Source organism: Velazquezella soli, from assembly GCF_977018685.1.
Genome location: NZ_CDRNXF010000004.1, coordinates 2,133,023 through 2,152,841 on the forward strand (window position 1 = coordinate 2,133,023; position 19,819 = coordinate 2,152,841).

At 61.2% G+C, this 19,819-nt stretch carries 14 protein-coding genes; 10 read left to right on the forward strand and 4 right to left on the reverse strand.

Going from position 1 to position 19,819, the window contains the following annotated elements; genetic code table 11:
• The first annotated feature begins 156 nt into the window (after window positions 1-156).
• The 7 genes from AC0JZ8_RS13790 (at window position 157) to AC0JZ8_RS13820 (ending at window position 9,194) form a co-directional block, all read left to right on the forward strand.
• Entirely contained in the window at window positions 157-1,752 is a 1,596-nt protein-coding gene (locus tag AC0JZ8_RS13790) for an ABC transporter ATP-binding protein (RefSeq protein WP_471892735.1), read from the forward strand.
• On the forward strand, window positions 1,742-2,827 hold the full coding sequence (locus AC0JZ8_RS13795) for an ABC transporter permease (RefSeq protein ID WP_471892736.1): 1,086 nt from the start codon (window positions 1,742-1,744) through the stop codon (window positions 2,825-2,827). The genes AC0JZ8_RS13790 and AC0JZ8_RS13795 overlap by 11 nt, the downstream gene beginning before the upstream one ends.
• The gene (locus AC0JZ8_RS13800) at window positions 2,827-3,741 is read left to right on the forward strand and encodes an ABC transporter permease (protein ID WP_062580772.1); all 915 of its coding nucleotides are present in this window, start codon (window positions 2,827-2,829) and stop codon (window positions 3,739-3,741) included. Before AC0JZ8_RS13795 ends, AC0JZ8_RS13800 begins: the two co-directional genes overlap by 1 nt.
• A gap of 45 nt (window positions 3,742-3,786) precedes the next feature.
• Window positions 3,787-4,860, forward strand: a complete 1,074-nt coding sequence (locus AC0JZ8_RS13805) for a BMP family ABC transporter substrate-binding protein (protein ID WP_092660893.1) — start codon at window positions 3,787-3,789, stop codon at window positions 4,858-4,860.
• A 132-nt stretch (window positions 4,861-4,992) separates the two neighbouring features.
• The gene (glmU, locus tag AC0JZ8_RS13810) at window positions 4,993-6,348 is read left to right on the forward strand and encodes a bifunctional UDP-N-acetylglucosamine diphosphorylase/glucosamine-1-phosphate N-acetyltransferase GlmU (RefSeq protein ID WP_471892737.1); all 1,356 of its coding nucleotides are present in this window, start codon (window positions 4,993-4,995) and stop codon (window positions 6,346-6,348) included.
• Between the two features lie 203 nt (window positions 6,349-6,551).
• A complete protein-coding gene (gene glmS / locus AC0JZ8_RS13815) occupies window positions 6,552-8,378 on the forward strand; it encodes a glutamine--fructose-6-phosphate transaminase (isomerizing) (RefSeq protein WP_471892738.1) in 1,827 nt (608 codons plus the stop codon).
• A 96-nt stretch (window positions 8,379-8,474) separates the two neighbouring features.
• On the forward strand, window positions 8,475-9,194 hold the full coding sequence (locus AC0JZ8_RS13820) for a DUF502 domain-containing protein (RefSeq protein ID WP_062580765.1): 720 nt from the start codon (window positions 8,475-8,477) through the stop codon (window positions 9,192-9,194).
• Here AC0JZ8_RS13820 and recG read toward each other — a convergent pair.
• Window positions 9,191-11,296 (reverse strand): ATP-dependent DNA helicase RecG, encoded by a 2,106-nt coding sequence (recG, locus tag AC0JZ8_RS13825; RefSeq protein ID WP_471892739.1) that lies wholly within the window; start codon window positions 11,294-11,296, stop codon window positions 9,191-9,193. The two genes, AC0JZ8_RS13820 and recG, sit on opposite strands and share 4 nt — an antisense overlap.
• Window positions 11,297-11,387: 91 nt before the next feature.
• Between recG and AC0JZ8_RS13830 the strand changes: the two genes are divergently transcribed.
• Entirely contained in the window at window positions 11,388-11,711 is a 324-nt protein-coding gene (locus AC0JZ8_RS13830; protein ID WP_471893375.1) for an FAD assembly factor SdhE, read from the forward strand.
• Window positions 11,708-15,238 carry a transcription-repair coupling factor gene (gene mfd, locus AC0JZ8_RS13835; protein ID WP_471892740.1) on the forward strand — a complete coding sequence of 1,177 codons (3,531 nt, stop codon included), beginning with the start codon at window positions 11,708-11,710 and terminating at the stop codon, window positions 15,236-15,238. The genes AC0JZ8_RS13830 and mfd overlap by 4 nt, the downstream gene beginning before the upstream one ends.
• An 82-nt stretch (window positions 15,239-15,320) precedes the next feature.
• Here the strand turns inward: mfd and AC0JZ8_RS13840 are convergent, their stop codons facing one another.
• The 3 genes from AC0JZ8_RS13840 to AC0JZ8_RS13850 are packed head-to-tail and all read right to left on the reverse strand — an operon-like array spanning window position 15,321 to window position 18,776.
• Window positions 15,321-16,262 carry a DMT family transporter gene (locus AC0JZ8_RS13840; protein ID WP_471892741.1) on the reverse strand — a complete coding sequence of 314 codons (942 nt, stop codon included), beginning with the start codon at window positions 16,260-16,262 and terminating at the stop codon, window positions 15,321-15,323.
• A gap of 19 nt (window positions 16,263-16,281) precedes the next feature.
• A complete protein-coding gene (locus tag AC0JZ8_RS13845) occupies window positions 16,282-16,953 on the reverse strand; it encodes a DsbA family oxidoreductase (protein ID WP_471892742.1) in 672 nt (223 codons plus the stop codon).
• A gap of 53 nt (window positions 16,954-17,006) precedes the next feature.
• Complete coding sequence (locus AC0JZ8_RS13850; RefSeq protein WP_471893376.1) at window positions 17,007-18,776, reverse strand: extracellular solute-binding protein; 1,770 nt, start codon at window positions 18,774-18,776, stop codon at window positions 17,007-17,009.
• A gap of 333 nt (window positions 18,777-19,109) precedes the next feature.
• On the opposite strand from AC0JZ8_RS13850, the gene AC0JZ8_RS13855 reads away from it, so the two are divergent.
• Complete coding sequence (locus tag AC0JZ8_RS13855) at window positions 19,110-19,766, forward strand: invasion associated locus B family protein (protein ID WP_062456811.1); 657 nt, start codon at window positions 19,110-19,112, stop codon at window positions 19,764-19,766.
• The last annotated feature ends 53 nt before the right edge of the window (window positions 19,767-19,819 follow it).

Sequence of the window (19,819 nt, forward strand, 5' to 3'; positions counted from 1 at the left end):
TCGCAACGCGTCTCTTTGCTGTTGTGCAAGGCAACAAAAACGGTATCAATATCAACCCAGTATCCGGTCAGACCGGACGGGTTCAGCATTTGAAATAACTGCGACGCGGAAATACCGGCACTCAAGACCGGGCGCGCGGGTGAACGAGGGGACGTCGTGACTTTTTCCGAGAGCGAGCAGGCTGCTTCGCTTTTGTCGGTCCGTGGACTGACGAAGCTGTTCGGCGATTTTGCTGCGTGCAGTGGTATCGATCTCGATATCGCGCCGGGTGAAATCCATGCGCTGCTCGGCGAAAACGGTGCCGGCAAATCCACTCTCGTAAAGATGCTGTTCGGCGTGCTTCAGCCATCGGGCGGGCAGATTGTCTGGCAGGGGAACCCGGTGACGATTGGTTCGCCGGGCGAGGCGCGACAGCTTGGAATCGGCATGGTGTTTCAGCACTTCTCGCTGTTCGAAGCGCTGACGGTTGCCGAAAACATTGCGCTCTCGCTCGATCCGAAGACACCACTTGCCAAGATCGCCGAAGAGGCTGCCTCGCTTTCCAAGGCGTACGGACTACCGCTTGATCCTTATGCGCATGTGGCCGACCTTTCGGTCGGTGAACGCCAGCGGATCGAGATCGTGCGGGCTCTCCTCCAGAACCCGAAGCTGATCATTCTCGACGAGCCGACCTCCGTGCTCACGCCGCAGGAAGCGGACCGGTTGTTCGAGACGCTCTTCAAGCTGAAGGCCGAGGGCCGCTCGGTGCTTTATATCAGCCACCGGCTGGAAGAAGTGCGTCGCATCTGCGACCGCGCCACCGTGCTTCGCCACGGCAAGGTGACCGGCGCCTGCGATCCGAGGCAGGAGACGCCAGCGTCACTTGCCCGGGTGATGGTGGGGACGGAAGTTGCCGCGGTGCATCGGGACGAGACGGTGGCGCTTGGCGACATTCAGCTCGATGTCACCGATTTGACAGTGAGGGCGCGCTCGCCATTCGCGGTCAGTCTCAAGAACATTTCTATGCGCGTTAGGGCGGGCGAAATCCTCGCGATTGCGGGCATTGCTGGCAATGGTCAGAGCGAGCTTTTCGATGCGCTGTCTGGCGAGTATCCGGTTGCCGATGACGACCGGATCAAGATCCGCGGCAAGGCGGTGGGTCGCACCGGCATCAATGGCCGGCGGTTGCTCGGTGCGAGTTTCGTGCCCGAGGAGCGGCATGGTCATGCTGCCGTGCCCGGCATGTCGCTGACCGACAATCTGCTGCTGGCGCGCAGCCAGCCGGACCGGAAGGCATTTCTGTCGGGTGGTCTGGCGTCGATCGTGCGTTCCGGTGCGATCCGCTCGGCCACCAAGCGCATCTGCCAGCAGATGGATGTGCGCAAGAGTGGCGAGGATCCGCTGGCGGGATCGCTTTCGGGTGGCAACCTGCAGAAATTCGTTGTCGGGCGCGAACTCGATCGGCAGCCTTCGATCATGATCGTCAACCAGCCGACCTGGGGCGTCGATGCCGGGGCTGCGAGCCGCATCCGGCAGGCGCTGATCGATCTGGCGAAATCCGGCTCCGCCGTCGTCGTGATCAGCCAGGACCTTGATGAGATTTTCGAGGTGGCAACCAATATCGCTGTTATCTCGGAGGGCAAATTGTCGGAGCCGCATCAGGTCGGCAGCCTGTCGCTGGAGCGGATCGGGCTGATGATGGGTGGCATCCATGAGAGCCATTCCATCCCTGACGCCATGCCGTCCTCGCCGGAGGCAACGCATGCGCATTGAACTGCAAAAGCGTGCCCGCGTCTCGACGCTGTTTTCGGTTCTTTCGCCGCTTCTGGCGCTGGTGCTGACACTGATCGGCGGGGCGATCCTGTTCTGGGCGCTCGGCAAGAACCCGGGCTCGGCGCTCTACAGTTTCTTTATCGAGCCGCTGCTGGAGGTCTGGTCGCTGCATGAACTGGCCGTCAAGGCTGCGCCGCTGATCCTGATCGCGGTCGGGCTTTCGATCTGTTACCGCTCCAACAACTGGAATATCGGCGCCGAGGGTCAGTTCACGATCGGGGCGATCACGGGCTCGATCCTGCCGGTTCTCTATCCCGAGTGGCATTCGCCGATGATCCTGCCGCTGATGCTTCTGATGGGCATTGCCGGCGGCGCGCTCTACGCGGGCATTCCCGCACTTTTGAAGACGCGTTTCAACACCAACGAAATCCTGACCAGCCTGATGCTGGTCTATATCGCGCAGCTGTTTCTCGACTGGCTGGTCCGCGGCCCTTGGCGTGACCCGCAGGGTTACAATTTTCCACAGACCAAGAGCTTCCAGATAGAAGCGGTGCTGCCGGAAATGCTGGCCTCCGGCCGGGCCCATTGGGGCTTTGCGTTCGCTATCATTGCCGCTGTCGCGCTCTGGTTTATGATGCGCTTCATGCTGAAGGGTTTCGAGGTTCAGGTGCTCGGCCAGTCGGAACGGGCGGGGCGTTTCGCCGGCTTTTCGGCGCGTCGGATGGTGTGGTTCTCGATGCTCGTCTCCGGCGGTCTTTCCGGGCTTGCGGGGATCTCGGAAGTGTCGGGTTCGATCGGCCACGTACAGCCGTCGATTTCGCCCGGATACGGTTTCACCGCGATCATCGTTGCGTTTCTGGGGCGTCTCAATCCGCTCGGAATCATCGCGTCGGGCCTCGTTCTGGCGCTCACCTATCTCGGCGGTGAGGCAGCCCAGCTTTCGATCGGGATTTCCGATAAAGTCAGCCGCGTCTTCCAGGGCCTGCTGCTGTTCTTCGTTCTGTCCTGCGATACGCTGATCCATTACCGCATCCGGCTGATCTTTGCCGGAAGCCAGGCGGAGGCGAAGGGCTGATGTTCGAGGCGATCCTTCTGACCGTCATCACTGCCGCAACGCCGCTCGTCATCGCAGCGCTCGGCGAACTCGTCACTGAACGTGCCGGTGTGCTTAACCTCGGCGTCGAAGGCATGATGATCATGGGCGCCGTCTGCGCCTTTGCGGCGACGCAGATGACCGGTTCGCCCTATATCGGCATCGTCGCCGGCATTGTCGGCGGCGGTCTGTTTTCGCTGCTGTTCGGGTTCCTGACGCTGACGCTGGTGGCAAACCAGGTGGCGACGGGACTGGCACTCACCATCCTCGGTCTCGGCATTTCCGGCCAGCTCGGCGAGAGCTTTGTCGGTCAGCCGGGCATCAAGCTGCAGCCGATCGTCATTCCGCTTCTGTCCGACATTCCCTTCGTCGGCCGGGTTCTCTTCGCCCAGGATCTGACCTTCTATCTGTCGATCGCGCTTGTCATCGGCATCAACTGGTTCCTGTTCAAGAGCCGTCGCGGCCTGAAGCTTCGCGCGATCGGCGACAACCACGGATCGGCGCATGCGCTCGGCATCAACGTCATCCGCACGCGCTATTTGGCAGTGCTGTTCGGTGGCGCCTGTGCGGGTCTTGCCGGTGCGCAGCTGTCGCTTGTCTATACGCCGCAATGGGTGGAAAACATGTCGGCCGGACGCGGCTGGATTGCGCTGGCGCTCGTCGTCTTTGCCTCGTGGCGGCCGTGGCGGGTTCTCGCCGGCGGCTATCTTTTCGGTGCCGTGACGATCGGGCAGCTGCATGCGCAGGCGTTCGGCATCGGCATTCCCTCGCAGGTTCTGTCCGCACTTCCTTACGTGGCGACTATTGTCGTCCTCATCATCATCTCGCATAATCGTCGCACGACGCTCATCAATACGCCGGCTTCGCTCGGAAAGGCATTCGTCCCCGATCGGTGACCGCGGTAAGCACACCCCGTCTTCAAGCCAATAGAGGTTTAGGAAATGAAGAAACTGATTATCGCCCTAGCCGCGTCGGCCGCCCTTCTGGGTGGTTTCTCGACCGGCGCGCAGGCCCAGGAAAAGAAGAAGGTCTGCTTCATCTATGTCGGTTCCAAGACCGACGGCGGCTGGACCCAGGCGCATGATCGCGGCCGTATCGAGCTGGAAAAGGCACTTGGCGACAAGATCGAGACGCCGTTCCTCGAAAGCGTGCCGGAAGGTCCGGATGCCGAACGTGCGATCGAGCGCATGGCCCGCTCCGGTTGCGCGATCGTCTACACGACATCGTTCGGCTTCATGGATGCGACCGTGAAGGTTGCCGCGAAATTCCCGAACGTGAAGTTCGAACACGCAACTGGCTTCAAGGCTGGTCCTAACCTCGCGACCTACAATTCGCGCTTCTACGAAGGCCGCTACATCCAGGGCCAGATTGCTGCGAAAATGTCGAAGAAGGGCGTTGCCGGCTACATCGCATCCTTCCCGATCCCGGAAGTGGTGATGGGCATCAACGCCTTCGAACTCGGCGCGAAGTCGGTCAATCCTGACTTCAAGCTCAAGGTCGTGTGGGCCAACACCTGGTTCGACCCGGGCAAGGAAGCCGATGCTGCTAAGGCACTGGTTGACCAGGGCGTCGATATCCTGACCCAGCACACCGACACGACGGCACCGATGCAGGTTGCAGCCGAGCGCGGCATTTTCGCATTCGGTCAGGCCTCCGACATGATCGCCGCCGGCCCGAAGACGCAGCTGACCGCGATCGTCGATACCTGGGGCGCCTATTACATCAAGCGCACCAAGGCGCTTCTCGACGGTTCCTGGAAGTCGGAGCAGATCTGGGACGGCCTGAAGGACGGCATTCTCACGATGGCGCCCTACACCAACATGCCTGACGACGTGAAGGCGATGGCCGAAGAAACCGAAGCCAAGATCAAGTCCGGCGAACTGCATCCGTTCACCGGTCCTATCAACAAGCAGGACGGTTCCGAGTGGCTGAAGGCTGGCGAAAAGGCCGAGGACGGCGTTCTGCTCGGCATGAACTTCTACATCCAGGGCGTGGACGACAAGCTTCCGAAGTGAGCTCGTCTCCAGTCTGAGTTTGAAAGGGCGCCCTCATCGGCGCCCTTTTTGTTTCCGATGGACATATGCCGTTTATCGCCCTTCAAGACACTTGCTGCTACACAGGCGGCGATTGCCGAAGGAGATTCTGTCATGAGCCGTTCCTGCCTTGCCGTCATTCTTGCTGCTGGCGACAGCACGAGGATGAAATCGTCCATGTCGAAAGTGCTGCATCCGGTCGCTGGTCGGCCGATGATTGCGCATGTGATGGCAGCGGTCGCTTCGGCTGGGATGACGGACGCAGCACTTGTGGTCGGCCGCGATTCGGACAAGGTCGCCAAGGCAGGTGCTATCGACGGGATATCGGTCAAAGCTTTTCTGCAGACGGAGCGGCTCGGTACCGGACATGCAGTTCTCGCGGCCCGTGACGCCATCGCCGAAGGCTTCGACGACGTTCTGGTGGCCTATGGCGACGTGCCGCTGATCACTGCCGCTCCCTTCATGGCCGCCCGGGCCGAGCTTGAGAAGGGCGCCGATGTTGTGGTCATCGGGTTTCATACGGACAAGCCGACCGGCTATGGCCGTCTTCTCGTGGATAATGGCGAACTTGTTGCCATCCGCGAGGAGAAGGATGCGACTGAGGAGGAGCGCAAGGTCACCTGGTGCAATAGCGGCCTGATGGCAATCAACGGTGCCAAGGCTTTGGCCCTGCTCGAACAGATCGGCAATGCCAATACCAAGGGCGAGTACTACCTGACGGATCTCGTGGAGATCGCCCGGGCGAACGGCGGCAAGGTCGTTGCCGTGGATGCGCCCGAAACGGAACTGACCGGCTGCAACAACCGGGCGGAACTGGCTTACATCGAGCGCCTGTGGCAGGAGCGTCGCCGACATGAACTGATGGTGTCCGGTGTCACCATGATTGCGCCGGAAACCGTTTTCCTGGCCTATGATACGCAGATCGGACAGGACGCGCTGATCGAGCCGAATGTGGTGTTCGGGCCGGGCGTGACGATCGATAGCGGTGCGGTCATCCACGCGTTTTCCCATATCGAAGGTGCGCATGTCAGTTCGGGTGCGACAGTCGGGCCATTCGCGCGTCTTCGCCCGGGTGCTGATCTCGCCGAGGGCTCGAAGGTCGGCAATTTCTGCGAGGTGAAGAACGGCAAGGTCGGCGAGGGCGCCAAGGTGAACCACCTCACCTATATCGGCGATGCGGTCATCGGCGCGCATGCCAATATCGGCGCCGGCACGATCACCTGCAACTATGACGGCGTCAACAAGCATGAGACCCGGATCGGCGCGAACAGCTTCATCGGGTCGAATTCGTCATTGGTTGCGCCGGTGTCGATCGGCGACGGGGCTTATGTCGCGTCAGGCAGTGTGATTACCGAGGATGTGCCTGACGATGCGCTGGCCCTTGGTCGCGCCCGGCAGGACGTGAAGCCGGACCGCGCAAAGGTGATCCGCGAGCGCGCGCTGGCGATCAAGGCATCCAAGGCGAAGTAGCCGTCCGGGGCTACATTGAAGACGGAAGGATCCGTCGCTGCGGGAGGGGCAAGAACTGCTTCGAACAGGCCGCAGCGGCAGGTCCGACCCATTAAGGATTTCGCGTTACTGTTCGACATCGAAAGTGACCGCGCCGGTGATTGCACGGCGAGGGCAATCGGCTAGGACTTCGCGATCGAACGAGAAGAATTGGAGAGGCCTATATGTGCGGGATTGTCGGGATCGTGGGCCAGGAGCCGGTAGCGACGCGTCTGGTCGAGGCGTTGCGGCGGCTGGAATACCGCGGCTATGATTCCGCCGGCGTCGCGACGATCCACGAGGGCAAGCTCGATCGCCGCCGCGCCGAGGGCAAGCTGTTCAACCTCGAGAAGAAGCTCGATGGAGAGCCCCTGCCGGGCATGATCGGCATTGCCCATACCCGCTGGGCGACGCATGGCGTTCCGAACGAGACGAACGCGCATCCGCATTTCGTCGACGGAGTCGCGGTTGTTCATAACGGCATCATCGAGAATTTCTCCGAACTTAAGGACGCCCTGATCGCCGACGGGGCTGTGTTCACCAGCCAGACGGATACGGAAGTCGTGGCGCATCTTCTGGCGCATTACACGCGCGAAGGCCTGGGGCACCGCGAAGCGATGCTTGCCATGCTCAACCGCGTTTCCGGCGCCTATGCGCTGGTCGTGATGTTCGAGGACGAGCCCGGCACGATCTTTTCGGCGCGATTCGGACCGCCGCTTGCCGTCGGTCATGGTCGGGGAGAGATGTTCTTAGGATCGGATGCGATTGCGCTGTCGCCCTTCACCAACGAGATCACCTATCTGGTCGATGGCGACTGCGCCATCATCACCCATGATCGTCTCGAGGTCATCGACTACGAAGGCAGGCCGGTTACCCGCAGGAGCCAGATTTCGCAGGCCGCGACCTTCATGGTCGACAAGGGCAACCACCGCCACTTCATGGAAAAGGAGATCTACGAGCAGCCGGAGATCATTTCTCACGCGCTTGCCCATTACATCGACTTTGCCACCAACACGGTGAAGCCGACGGATACGGCGATTGATTTCTCGACGGTGTCCGGTCTCGCGATCTCCGCCTGCGGTACGGCCTATCTGTCCGGTCTGATCGGCAAATACTGGTTCGAGCGGTACGCTCGCCTGCCCGTCGAGATCGACGTCGCCTCGGAATTCCGCTACCGCGAACTGCCGCTGTCGCCCAGCCAGGCGGCGCTGTTCATCTCGCAGTCCGGCGAGACAGCCGATACGCTCGCATCCCTGCGCTATTGCAAGGAACAGGGCCTGAAGATCGGCGCCATCGTCAACGTCCGCGAATCGACGATCGCGCGCGAATCGGATGCAGTGTTTCCAATTCTCGCAGGACCGGAGATCGGTGTCGCCTCGACCAAGGCGTTCACCTGCCAGCTCGCGGTTCTGGCGGCTCTTTCGATCGGCGCCGGTCGCGTCCGCGGGACAGTGACGGAGAGCGACGAGAAGGCGATGGTAAAGCACTTAGCCGAGATGCCGCGAATCATGAGCCGGGTATTGAACGACATCCAGCCCCAGATCGAGGCGCTCTCGCGTGAGCTTTCCCGCTTCAAGGATGTGCTCTATCTTGGTCGCGGCACGAGCTATCCGCTAGCACTGGAAGGTGCGTTGAAACTCAAGGAAATCTCCTACATCCACGCGGAAGGCTACGCAGCCGGTGAACTGAAGCACGGACCGATTGCCCTGATTGACGAGCACATGCCGGTCATCGTCATTGCGCCGCATGACAGGTTCTTCGAAAAGACGGTCTCGAACATGCAGGAAGTGGCGGCGCGCGGCGGCAAGATCATCTTCATCACCGACGAGAAGGGGGCCGCTGCCTCGAAACTTCCGACGATGGCGACAATCGTGCTGCCGAATGTGGACGAGATCATTTCACCGATGATCTTTTCGCTGCCGATCCAGCTGCTCGCCTACCACACGGCCGTGTTTATGGGCACCGATGTCGATCAGCCGCGCAACCTTGCGAAATCCGTCACCGTGGAGTGATCGGGAAAGGGTTGCTTTCCCTTGCATCGCAGCATTGCATCTTGCATTGTCGCATTCGATGAGTGCGACAATGCAAGTCACAGGTAAGGAATTTTCATGAGCGACAGCCCAGAGCGCTTATCGCTGGCCGGTCGGCTCAGAAACAACTTCCTGACAGGCCTCATCATATGCGCGCCTTTGGCGATCACGATATGGCTGACCTTTACCTTCATCGACTGGGCCGATAGCTGGGTAACGCCCTACATTCCGCAGCGTTACGACCCCCAGTACTACTTCGACGTAACGATTCCCGGCACGGGTCTGCTGCTGGCCATGGTGATGATCACCATCATCGGCTTTCTCGGCAGGAACCTGATCGGTCGCTCGATCGTCAGTTTCGGTGAGTCGATCCTCAACCAGATGCCGCTTATCCGGACGATCTACAAGAGCGTCAAGCAGATCCTCGAGACGGTCCTGAAGGAACAGTCCACGTCCTTCAAGAAGTGCGGCATGGTGGAGTTTCCGACACCCGGCACCTGGGTGCTGGTGTTTATTGCCGGCGACGCACAGGGCGAAATTGCGGAGAAGCTCAACGCAGATGGCGAGGAAATGGTGGCAGTCTTCATGCCACCGACGCCTGTTCCGACGGCAGGTTTCCTGATGTTCGTGCGCAAAAGCCAGATCATCATGCTCGACATGACGCCGGAAGAAGGCGCCAAGCTGTTGATCTCGGGTGGCCTCATTTCTCCGACCTATACGCCGAAGCCGGGCGAGGTCCCGATCCTGCCGGCACCGCAGGACATGCCGGCCACTACCACTCCGCCGACTGCCCTTTAGCCTGCGCGCAGGAAGCGTATCGCTTCGTCGCGTCGATGCAGATAGAGCAGGGCGCGCACGGCCTCGCCGCGTTCGCTTGTGAGGTCCGGATCTCGATCGAGGAGATAGGTCGCGTCCTTGCGGGCGATCTCGAGAAGATCCGCGTGCGCCTCGAGGCTCGCGATCTTGAACCCGGGCGTGCCTGACTGGCGTGTACCGAGGAGCTCTCCTTCGCCACGCAGTTTCAGGTCTTCCTCGGCGATTAGAAATCCGTCCTCGCTTTCGCGGAGAATCGACAGGCGCGCGTGGCCGGTCTCGCTGAGCGGTCCTTTGTAGAGAAGAATGCAGGTAGAGGCTTCGTCTCCGCGACCCACGCGCCCACGCAGCTGGTGGAGCTGTGCCAGACCAAACCGCTCTGCATGTTCGATCACCATGATCGTTGCATCGGGCACATCGACGCCGACCTCGACGACGGTGGTTGCGACAAGCAGGCGGATCTCGCCGTTCTTGAAAGCGCTCATGACGGCGTCTTTTTCCGGTCCGGCCATTCGGCCATGCACGAGGCCGACATTGTCGGCACCGAGTTCGCGGGCCAGTACCGCGTAGCGCTCCTCGGCCGACATCAGTTCGGAGACGTCCGATTCCTCGACCAGCGGGCAGATCCAGTAAGCCTTCTTGCCCTCAGCGACGGCGCTGCGCAGGCGCCCGACGACGTCGCCGATCCGTTCGGTCGGGATCGTTACGGTCTGGATCGGCTTTCTGCCGGCCGGTTTCTCGGTCAGCTTGGACACGTCCATGTCGCCGAAGGCTGCCAACACCAGCGTGCGCGGGATCGGCGTCGCGGTCATGACCAGCATATGCGGGGATATGCCCTTGGCGGTCAGACGCAGACGCTGATGCACGCCGAAGCGGTGCTGCTCGTCGACGACTGCCAGCATCAGGCTGTGATAGCTGACGGTGTCTTGGAACAGCGCGTGGGTGCCGATGACGATCTGGGCCTCGCCCGAGGCGATCCGTTCGACGATGGCTTCGCGTTCACGGCCCTTGGTGCGGCCGGTCAGCAATTCGACCGTGACACCTGCGGCACCGGCCAGTTTCGAGATGGTCGAGAAATGCTGGCGGGCGAGGATTTCAGTCGGTGCCATCAGAACGGCCTGGCCACCCGCTTCGACAGCGGCGGCCATCGCCAGAAGGGCCACCAGCGTCTTGCCGGCGCCGACATCGCCCTGCAGCAGCCGCAGCATGCGGTCTTCGCCTGCCATGTCCTTGGTGATATCCTCGATGGAGGATTTCTGGCTCGGCGTCAGCGAAAAGGGCAGTGCGGCGACGAGCCGGGCGGCAAGCTCGCCCTTTACCCGGATCGGCTGTCCCGGCACTTTGCGGATCTTCTGGCGCACCAGTGCCAGCGACACCTGGCCTGCGAGAAATTCGTCATAGGCCAAGCGGCGGCGTGCCTTGGACTGGGGATCGATATCCGTTTCGTCCCGCGGATCGTGCAGTTCCTGAAAGGCTTCCGTTACGGTAGGAAAGCCCTCACGCTGCGTGAGGCTCAAATCCGCCCATTCCGGGAACTGGGGCAGGCGCGCGATTGCAGCTTCAATCGTCCGGCGGAATGTCTTCGAAGAGAGGCCCGCAGTCATGGGATAGACGGGTTCCACAAGCGGCAGGTTTTCGGCTTCCGATACCTTTACCATGAAATCCGGATGGATCATCGAGGCGCGGCCGTTGAACCAGTCGACCTTGCCGCTGACCATCACCTGTTCGTCGACCGGAAGCGTCTTGTGCAGCCAGTCTCCCTTTGCGCGGAAGAAGGTGAGGGCGAGTTCGCCGGTCTCGTCGTGCAGAAAAACCCGGTAGGGCTGGTTGGTTCTGGCCGGTGGAGGTTGATGCCGGTCGACGCGTCCCTCGATGGTGACGATCGCTCCTTGCGGCGCGAGCGCAATGCCCGGACGGTTGCGGCGATCGATCAGCGAATAGGGCGCATGGAACAGGAGATCGACGACCCGGCAGTCTTCCGCATCCTCACGACTGGTGACACGCGCGATCAGGTCGGCGATCTTCGGGCCGACGCCGGGCAGCGATGAGACGGAGGCAAACAGCGGATCGAGTATGGCAGGGCGCATGGTTGGCTAAATGGCGCAAGTTTTGCCCATTTGGCAAGGTGACGCGAGCCGAAAACAATCCTATATGAACCGCAAAACAGGGACTTGGCTTATGACTGGATTGGCACGCACCAGCGCGGATCTCGACCCCCGTCGCCGACGTATTCTCTATCGCTGCTGGCATCGCGGTATTCGCGAGATGGATCTCGTGTTCGGCAGCTTCGCCGAGGCGGAGATTTCCAACCTCTCCGATACGGAACTGGACGAGTTTGAAGTGATCATGGATGAGCAGGACCACGACTTGCACGCCTGGATCACCGGCGCTATGGCGCTGCCCGAGGAGCGCAAGACGCCGCTGTTTGCGCGTATCGCCGCCTACAAGCCGGATTTCGATCCGGTAACGAAAGAGTCGTTGCAAGAGAAACTCGGCCAATGATTTCCGGATTCAACGCGAAGAAGATCGCGGCCTCCTCGACGCCGCTGACCATCGGCAGCGTGCCGCCCGGCACCGAAGCGCTTGTTTTGGCGGAACTGGCGCGGGCCGGACAGTCGGTTGCCTACGTTCTCTCCGACGGCCAGAGGATGCCGGATCTCGAGCAGATGCTGTCCTTCGTCGCGCCGGAAATCCCGGTTCTGTCGCTGCCGGCCTGGGACTGTCTGCCCTATGACCGTGTGTCGCCGAGTGCCGATGTCTCCGCGAGGAGACTGGCCGCCCTGTCGGGGCTGATCGCGCATGCCAAGAAGCCGCATCCGGCAATCGTGCTCGTCACGGTCAATGCGATGTTGCAGAAGATCGCGCCCGCCTCGGTCATCGAAAGCCTCGCGTTTTCGGCCAAGCCCGGCAACGTGATCCGGATGGACGATATTGCCGCGCGGCTTGAGCGCAACGGCTTCGACCGCGTCTCGACGGTTCGTGAAGTCGGCGAATTCGCGGTGCGCGGCGGTATTCTCGACGTGTTTGTGCCCGGAACGGAAGAGCCGGTGCGGCTCGATTTCTTCGGCGATACGCTGGAAACGATCCGGTCCTTCGATCCGGCAAGCCAGCGCACGACAGGTCAGGCCCGCTCGCTCGACCTCAACCCGATGAGCGAAGTGACGCTGACGCCCGATACGATCAGCCGCTTCCGCACGAACTATCTGTCGCTGTTCGGGGCTGCCAACCGTGACGACGCGCTTTATCAGGCCGTGTCCGAAGGGCGTCGCTATGCGGGCATGGAACACTGGCTGCCGCTGTTTTACGAAAAGCTCGAGACCGCGTTCGACTATCTGAGCGGTTTCCGGATCGTCACGGATCACAATGCGCGCGAAGCGGCACTAGAGCGCTCGAAGCTGGTCACCGACTATTTCGAGGCACGCCGCGATCAAGCGAGCCTGGGCAAGGGAGCGGCGGCGCAGGCGACGCCCTACAAGCCGGTATCGCCGGGCCAGCTCTATCTCGACGGCAAGTCGTTTGCGGAAACGCTCGATGAGGTCGCGGCCATCAGGCTCACGCCCTTCAACGAGATGGATTCGGCCGGTCGTCCGGTCTTGACGCTGGATGCCCATACGGGGCCGCGTTGGGCGAAAAGTCAGGCGGAGACCGGGTCGGAGACCCAGGAGCACGATTCCGATAGCGACGTTCGCGTCAATATTTTCGATCTTGTCGTCAAGCACATCGCCGACAAGCGAGCCGAAGGCACGAAGGTTCTGATCACCGGCTGGTCCGCCGGCTCGCTCGACCGCCTGCTGCAGGTGCTGGACGAACGCGGCCTGAAGCGTATCAAGCCGATCGAGAAGCTGTCGGACCTGCAGAAGCTTGAAAAAGGCGAGGCGGCGTCCGCCGTGATGAGCCTGGAGGCGGGTTTCGAGACGGGCGATATCGCTGTGATCGGCGAGCAGGATATTCTCGGCGACCGCATGGTTCGGCGCGGCAAGCGTCGCAAGCGCGGTGCCGATTTCCTGACCGAAGTTGCGGGTCTCGACGAAGGGTCGCTCGTCGTCCACGCCGAACATGGTATCGGCAAGTTCGTCGGCCTGATCACGATCGAGGCCGCCGGCGCGCCGCGGGCCTGTTTGGAACTGCATTATGCGGATCAGGCGAAGCTCTTCCTGCCCGTCGAAAACATCGACCTTCTCTCCCGCTATGGGTCGGATGCAGCGGAAGCCAATCTCGACAAGCTTGGTGGCGGCGCCTGGCAGGCCCGCAAGGCCAAGCTCAAGAAGCGCCTGCTCGATATGGCCGGCGATCTCATCCGCATCGCTGCGACACGTATGGTGCGCCGTGCACCGGTTCTGGCAACGCCGGAAGGGCTCTACGACGAGTTCGCGGCGCGTTTCCCCTATGACGAGACGGAAGACCAGGCAACTGCGATCGAGGCCGTGCGTGACGATCTGGCCGCGGGACGGCCGATGGACCGCCTCGTCTGCGGCGACGTTGGTTTCGGCAAAACCGAAGTCGCGTTGCGCGCAGCCTTCTTTGCCGCGATGAACGGCGCCCAGGTTGCGGTTGTCGTTCCGACGACCCTGCTCGCACGCCAACATTTCAAGACGTTTACCAACCGTTTTCGCGGGCTACCGATCCGGATCGCCCAGGCCTCGCGTCTCGTGCCGGCTAAGGAACTGGCGCTGACGAAGAAGGAACTGTCCGAGGGCAAGGTCGATATCGTCGTCGGCACCCATGCGCTGCTGGGCAACAGCATCCAGTTCGCGAACTTGAGCCTGCTGATCATCGACGAGGAGCAGCATTTCGGGGTCAAGCACAAGGAACGGCTTAAGGACATGAAGACCGACGTGCATGTGCTGACGCTGTCTGCGACGCCGATCCCGCGGACGCTGCAGTTGGCCATGACGGGCGTTCGCGAACTGTCGCTGATCACCACGCCGCCGGTCGACCGGATGGCTGTGCGGACCTTTATCTCGCCGTTTGATCCGCTGGTCATTCGCGAGACGCTGATGCGCGAGCACTACCGCGGCGGTCAGAGCTTCTACGTCTGCCCGCGGCTGGCCGATCTTGCCGATATCCAGGCGTTTCTGCAGTCGGACGTGCCGGAACTCAAGGTAGCCGTTGCGCATGGACAGATGGCTGCGGGAGAGCTGGAAGACATCATGAATGCCTTCTACGACGGCAAGTATGACGTGCTTCTCTCGACCACGATCGTCGAATCCGGTCTCGACGTGCCGACCGCCAACACGCTGATCGTGCACCGGGCCGACATGTTCGGGTTGGCGCAGCTCTATCAGCTGCGTGGCCGCGTTGGTCGCTCGAAGGTTCGGGCATTTGCGCTGTTCACGCTGCCAGTCAACAAGACGCTCACCCAGATGGCGGACCGTCGCCTCAAGGTGCTGCAGTCGCTCGATACGTTGGGCGCCGGTTTCCAGCTGGCAAGCCACGACCTCGACATCCGCGGCGCCGGCAATCTTCTCGGCGAGGAGCAGTCTGGTCACATCAAGGAAGTCGGTTTCGAGCTTTACCAGCAGATGCTGGAAGAGGCGGTTGCGGAGGTGAAGGGTGAGGACGACGTCGTCGATACGGGCTGGTCGCCACAGATCTCCGTCGGCATCACCACGATGATCCCGGAGAACTACGTGCCGGATCTGCATCTGCGCATGGGTCTCTATCGCCGCCTTGGCGAAGTGCAGGAACTGTCGGAGATCGATGGCTTCGGTGCGGAAATGATCGATCGCTTCGGGCCGATGCCGCCCGAGGTGCAGAACCTGCTCAAGGTCGTCTATATCAAGACGCTCTGCCGCAAGGCGAATGTCGAGAAGGTCGATGCCGGTCCGAAGGGCGTGGTCATCGTCTTCCGTGACAAGCAGTTCCCCAACCCGGCGGCGCTGGTCGGCTATATCGCCAAGCAGGGTTCGCTTGCGAAGATCAGGCCGGACCAGAGCATCTTCCTCAACCGCGACCTGCCGACGCCGACAAAGCGGCTGACGGCTGCAGCCCAGGTGATGACGCAGTTTGCGGAACTGGCGAAGACCTGAAGCGTCTCGTCGCTTCGACAACAAACAAAAGGCCGGTGAGCAGAGCTCGCCGGCCTTTTTCGTTCAATCGATACTGTGGCTTTCAGGGCTTCGTGTCTGGCGCTTCCGGCGCCATCACCGCGGCGGCCTGCGTATCCGAGCCAAGGGCCGGCGGAAGCGGCGTGCCGCGAACGCGTTCGCGAATGAGGGTCAGCATGCCCGAGCCGATGATCAGGATGATGCCGATCACCATCGGCAGGTCGATATGGTCGCCGAAGACCAAGTAGCCGAACAGCACCGCCCAGATCATTTGGCTATATTGCGTCGGGCCGATCAGGGTCGCGGGTGCATAGGCGGCAGCGTACATGACCAGGATCGCGCCGAGCGCTGCCAGAAGCCCGTAGCCGGCCAGCCAGAGCCACTGGATTGCCGTTGGCGCCTGGAAGCCGGGCAGGGCAAGCGCGCCGCACACGACGAGCGTTCCGAGCACGCCGGCGCCGTAGAGCGATATGTTCTTTTCCGACGGTCCCATGGCCCGGAACACGACAATCGAGATCGCGCCGCTCAAGCCACCGAAGACGGCGCCGAGATGGCCGATCGAGAGTTCGCGAAATCCGGGGCGGAGCACGATCATGACGCCGACAAAGCCGATGACGACGGCTGCCCAGCGCTTGTATCCGACCTGCTCCTTCAGGAAGAGGACGGACATGATGGTGACGAAGGACGGAAGAAGGAAGATCAGGGCGAATGCTTCGGCCATCGACAAATGGGTAAAGGCAGTGACGCTGCCGATCGTGCCGCCGGCCTGCGCCACGAACCGCAGGATCCAGAGAGGTCGGTTGGTGGTGTTGAAGATATCCGTCCAGCGGTCGCCCTTCTTCATCAGGAAGGGCAGACCGACGAGGCAGAAGACCGCGCCAAGGAACGACGATTGATACGGGCTCAACTGGCCCTCGATCAATTTGACGCTGGCATCGCTCCACGCATAGGCGGCGAAGGCCGCAAAGGCGATGAGGACACCCTTGAGGGTCTGGTCTTTCTGCACAAAGATGACTTTCAGAGAGCTAGATCATGCCCTTGCGAGCTTCGGCTTTGAGCTGGGCGATTTCGCGGAAAGCGTTGGCGAGAACATCCGGCATCTGGGCACCGCTCACCGCATACTGTCCGTCGATGATGAAGAACGGCACGCCGTTGACGCCCATCTTCTGCGCAGCATCGATCTCGGCCAGGACCGTGTCCTTATCGGCGTCACCTGCCAGCAGGTTCTCGACGACAGTTCGATCCATGCCGGCTTCGACGGCGATGTCTGCGAGAACCGCGTGGTCCCCAACAACGCGCCCCTGCTCAAAATTCGCCTTGAACAGCGCGGTCGCAACGCGATCCTGAACCTCGCGTCCTTCCACCATAGCCCACTGCAGCAGACGGTGGGCATCGAGTGTGTTCGAGCCGACCGTGATCGCGTCGAAATTGAACGCGATGCCGACTTCCTGGCCGAGCTGGGTCAACGCGCCATGCGCGCGGGCGACCGTTTCGCTGCCGCCGAGCTTTGCTTCAAGAAACGCTTTGTGGTCCACACCTTCAGGCGGAATGTCCGGGTTGAGGCGATAGGGACGCCAGTTCAGGTCGACACCGATCTCGTCCTGGACCTCGGCAATGGCGAGCTCGAGCCGCGCCTTGCCCAGGTAGCACCAGGGGCACACGACGTCGGAGACAATATCTACGGTGATGCGCTCCATCGGCGTTCTCTTTCCAATCAGGTTTGGCTTGCGATCGGCAGGTGGCGAGCTGTCTACTGCGCCCGCTCATCCCACCAGGTGTTGAGCTGATAGCCGTATAGCGGCAAGGTTTCCGGATAGCGTATCTGCTTGCGCCGCGCCACCCACTGGTCGGCAATATGGTAGAGCGGCACCATGTAATGGCCTGAAATCAGCAGGCGGTCATAGGCGCGAACCGTTGCTTCGAAATCTTCCTTGCTACGGACGGCTGTCATGGTCCCGATCAACCGGTCGATATCGGGATCCGCTGTTCCTGCAAAATTGAAGCTGCCGGGCGTGTCGCGGGAGGTGGAGCCCCAGCGTCCCATCTGTTCGATCCCGGGAGACAGCGACGACGGGTAGGATTTGACGATCATGTCGTAGTCGAAGCTGCCCGACCGCGCCTGGTACTGCGAATCGTCGACTGTGCGGATCGCCATGTCGACGCCGATCATCCGAAGGGCTCGCTGGTAGGCGATGGCGAGCTTTTCCTGATCGACGGTCTGGGTCATGACCTCGAACGACAACTGGCGCCCGCTGGCATTTGTCATGCGGCCGTTCTTGATCGTGTAGCCGCCCTTGTTCAGAAGGTCGACGGCCTTTCGCAACACTCTGCGGTCGGCACCGGACGCGTTGGTCTTTTCGATACGGTAGGTACCATCGAGTACGTCGGGCTCGATTCGGTTCTTGGTGTCACCGAGGATTTCTAGCTCGCGCTGGTCCGCCGGTTTGCCGAGAGAAGTCAGCGGCGAGCCCTGCCAGAAGCTTTCTGTGCGGGTATAGGCGTTCTCGAACAGGTTCCGGTTGGCCCACTCGAAATCGAAGGCCAGCGAAAGGCCGGCGCGCACATTGACGTCTGCAAAGATCGACCGGCGCGTGTTGAACACGAAGCCCAGCATGCCTGTCGGCAGTTGCGGCGTGAAGGCTTCCTTGACCGCGTCTCCAGTCCGGATGGCCGGGAAATTATACGCGCGCGCCCAGTGGGTCGGGCTGCCATCGGGATAGATGTCGATCTCGCCCTTCTTGAAGGCTTCGAACAGGGTGTTGTCTTCCAAAAAGTATTCGACGCTGATTCGGTCGTAATTGTCGAAACCGACTTTGGCCGGAATATCCTTGCCCCAGTACTTCTCATCGCGCTCGTAGACGATGCGCTGGCCGGGCGAGACGGATTTGATAAGATAGGGTCCCGAGCCCAGCGGCACCTTCAGGGTCGACTGATCGAATGTCTCGGCATCGATCGCGTGTTTCGGCAGGATCGGGGTGGAGGCGGCGATGATCAGCGGGAATTCCCGGTCGACCGTGTCGTTGAAGGTAAAGCGGACACTGCGCTCGCCGACCTTTTCCATCTTCTCCACAGGGGCGAGACGCCTGGAGAACGGCACCCGACCCTTGTCGCGCAGCACCTCGAAGGAAAAGATCACGTCCTCAGGTGTCACCGGCTGGCCGTCGGACCATTTTGCCTTGGGATTGATGTTGAACTGGATGAACGTGCGCTCATCATTCCACTCGACGCTTTCGGCCAGAAGACCATAGAGCGTGAAGGGCTCGTCGGCGGAGCGGGTCATCAGCGTTTCATATATCAGGTTGCCGAAGGCCGGATCCCAGACGCCGCGGGCGGTGGTGCGGATGCTCTTGAGGTTGAACGGGTTGAGGCTGTCGAACGTGCCGACGACGCCGTAGCGGACGCTGCCCCCCTTCTTCACTTGCGGATTGACGTAGCTCAGATGCTGGTAATCGGCGGGCAGGGCAGGTTCGCCATGCATGGAGATCGCGTGCACAGGCTGCGCCCGCGCCCCGGATGCCATGACAGGCACAAACAGCGTCGCTGCGATCAAGAAGGATATACTGCGCTTCATGAAAGCATTCCGTTTCTCTCAATACTGCTGATTCGGGCGGAAAATAGCGGATAGGTGACAATGCACCAAGCACAGGCTCTTCAAACTTGCGTTGCAACGGTGAGGTTTGTCAAAATAGCAAAAGAAAGGCTGGATATCGCCGTCGCGTCGATGTAACAGATTGGCAACACCCGCCGAGTCATTCAATTGCCTCATTTGAGCGACAGGTGACAGGCAGTAGGACATCTCGACGGGGTGGACGGCGCATGCTGCGCCCGCGGATTTCAGGAGACGGATTTCGTTATGATGCTCAAGGCAACCAAAGTTATGCGGACGGCCATGTCTGCTCTTGCTGTTTCGGTCGGCGTAGCTGCGCTGCCGGTTGCAGCCTTCGCCCAGCAGGCAGCTCCCGCACAGGGCGGCGCCGGTGCCGGCGGTCCGCCGCTTGGCTGGTTCAAGACCTGCACCAAGCAGGACGATGCTGATCTCTGCGTTGTGCAGAACATCATTCTGGCTCAGAACGGCCAGCTGATCACGGCAATCGGCCTCATCAGCGTCGAAGGCAAGGTCAACCGCAAGATCCTTCAGGTTTCGGTTCCGACCGCACGTATGGTGCAGCCTGGCATCATCATGCAGATCGACGGTGCCAAGGGTCAGAAGCTCGACTACGCCGTCTGCCTTCCCGACAAGTGCACAGCTGAAGTGCCCCTGACGGATGCGATGATCGCCAGCCTCAAGAAGGGCACCGACGTCGTGTTCACGTCGATGAACTTCCGTCGCGCGCCAAACCCGATCAAGGTTTCGCTGACCGGCTTCACCGGCGCTTATGACGGTGCCGCTATCACCCAGTCGCAGCTTGCGGAAAGCCAGCGTAGCCTGGAAGAAGGCATGCAGAAGAAGGCTGAGGAAGCGCGCAAGAAGCTTGAAGAAGCTCAGAACGCTGCCAAGCAGGGCCAGTAAGTTCAAATCTCAAAGCAACAAAAAAGCCCGGTCGAAAGACTGGGCTTTTTTCG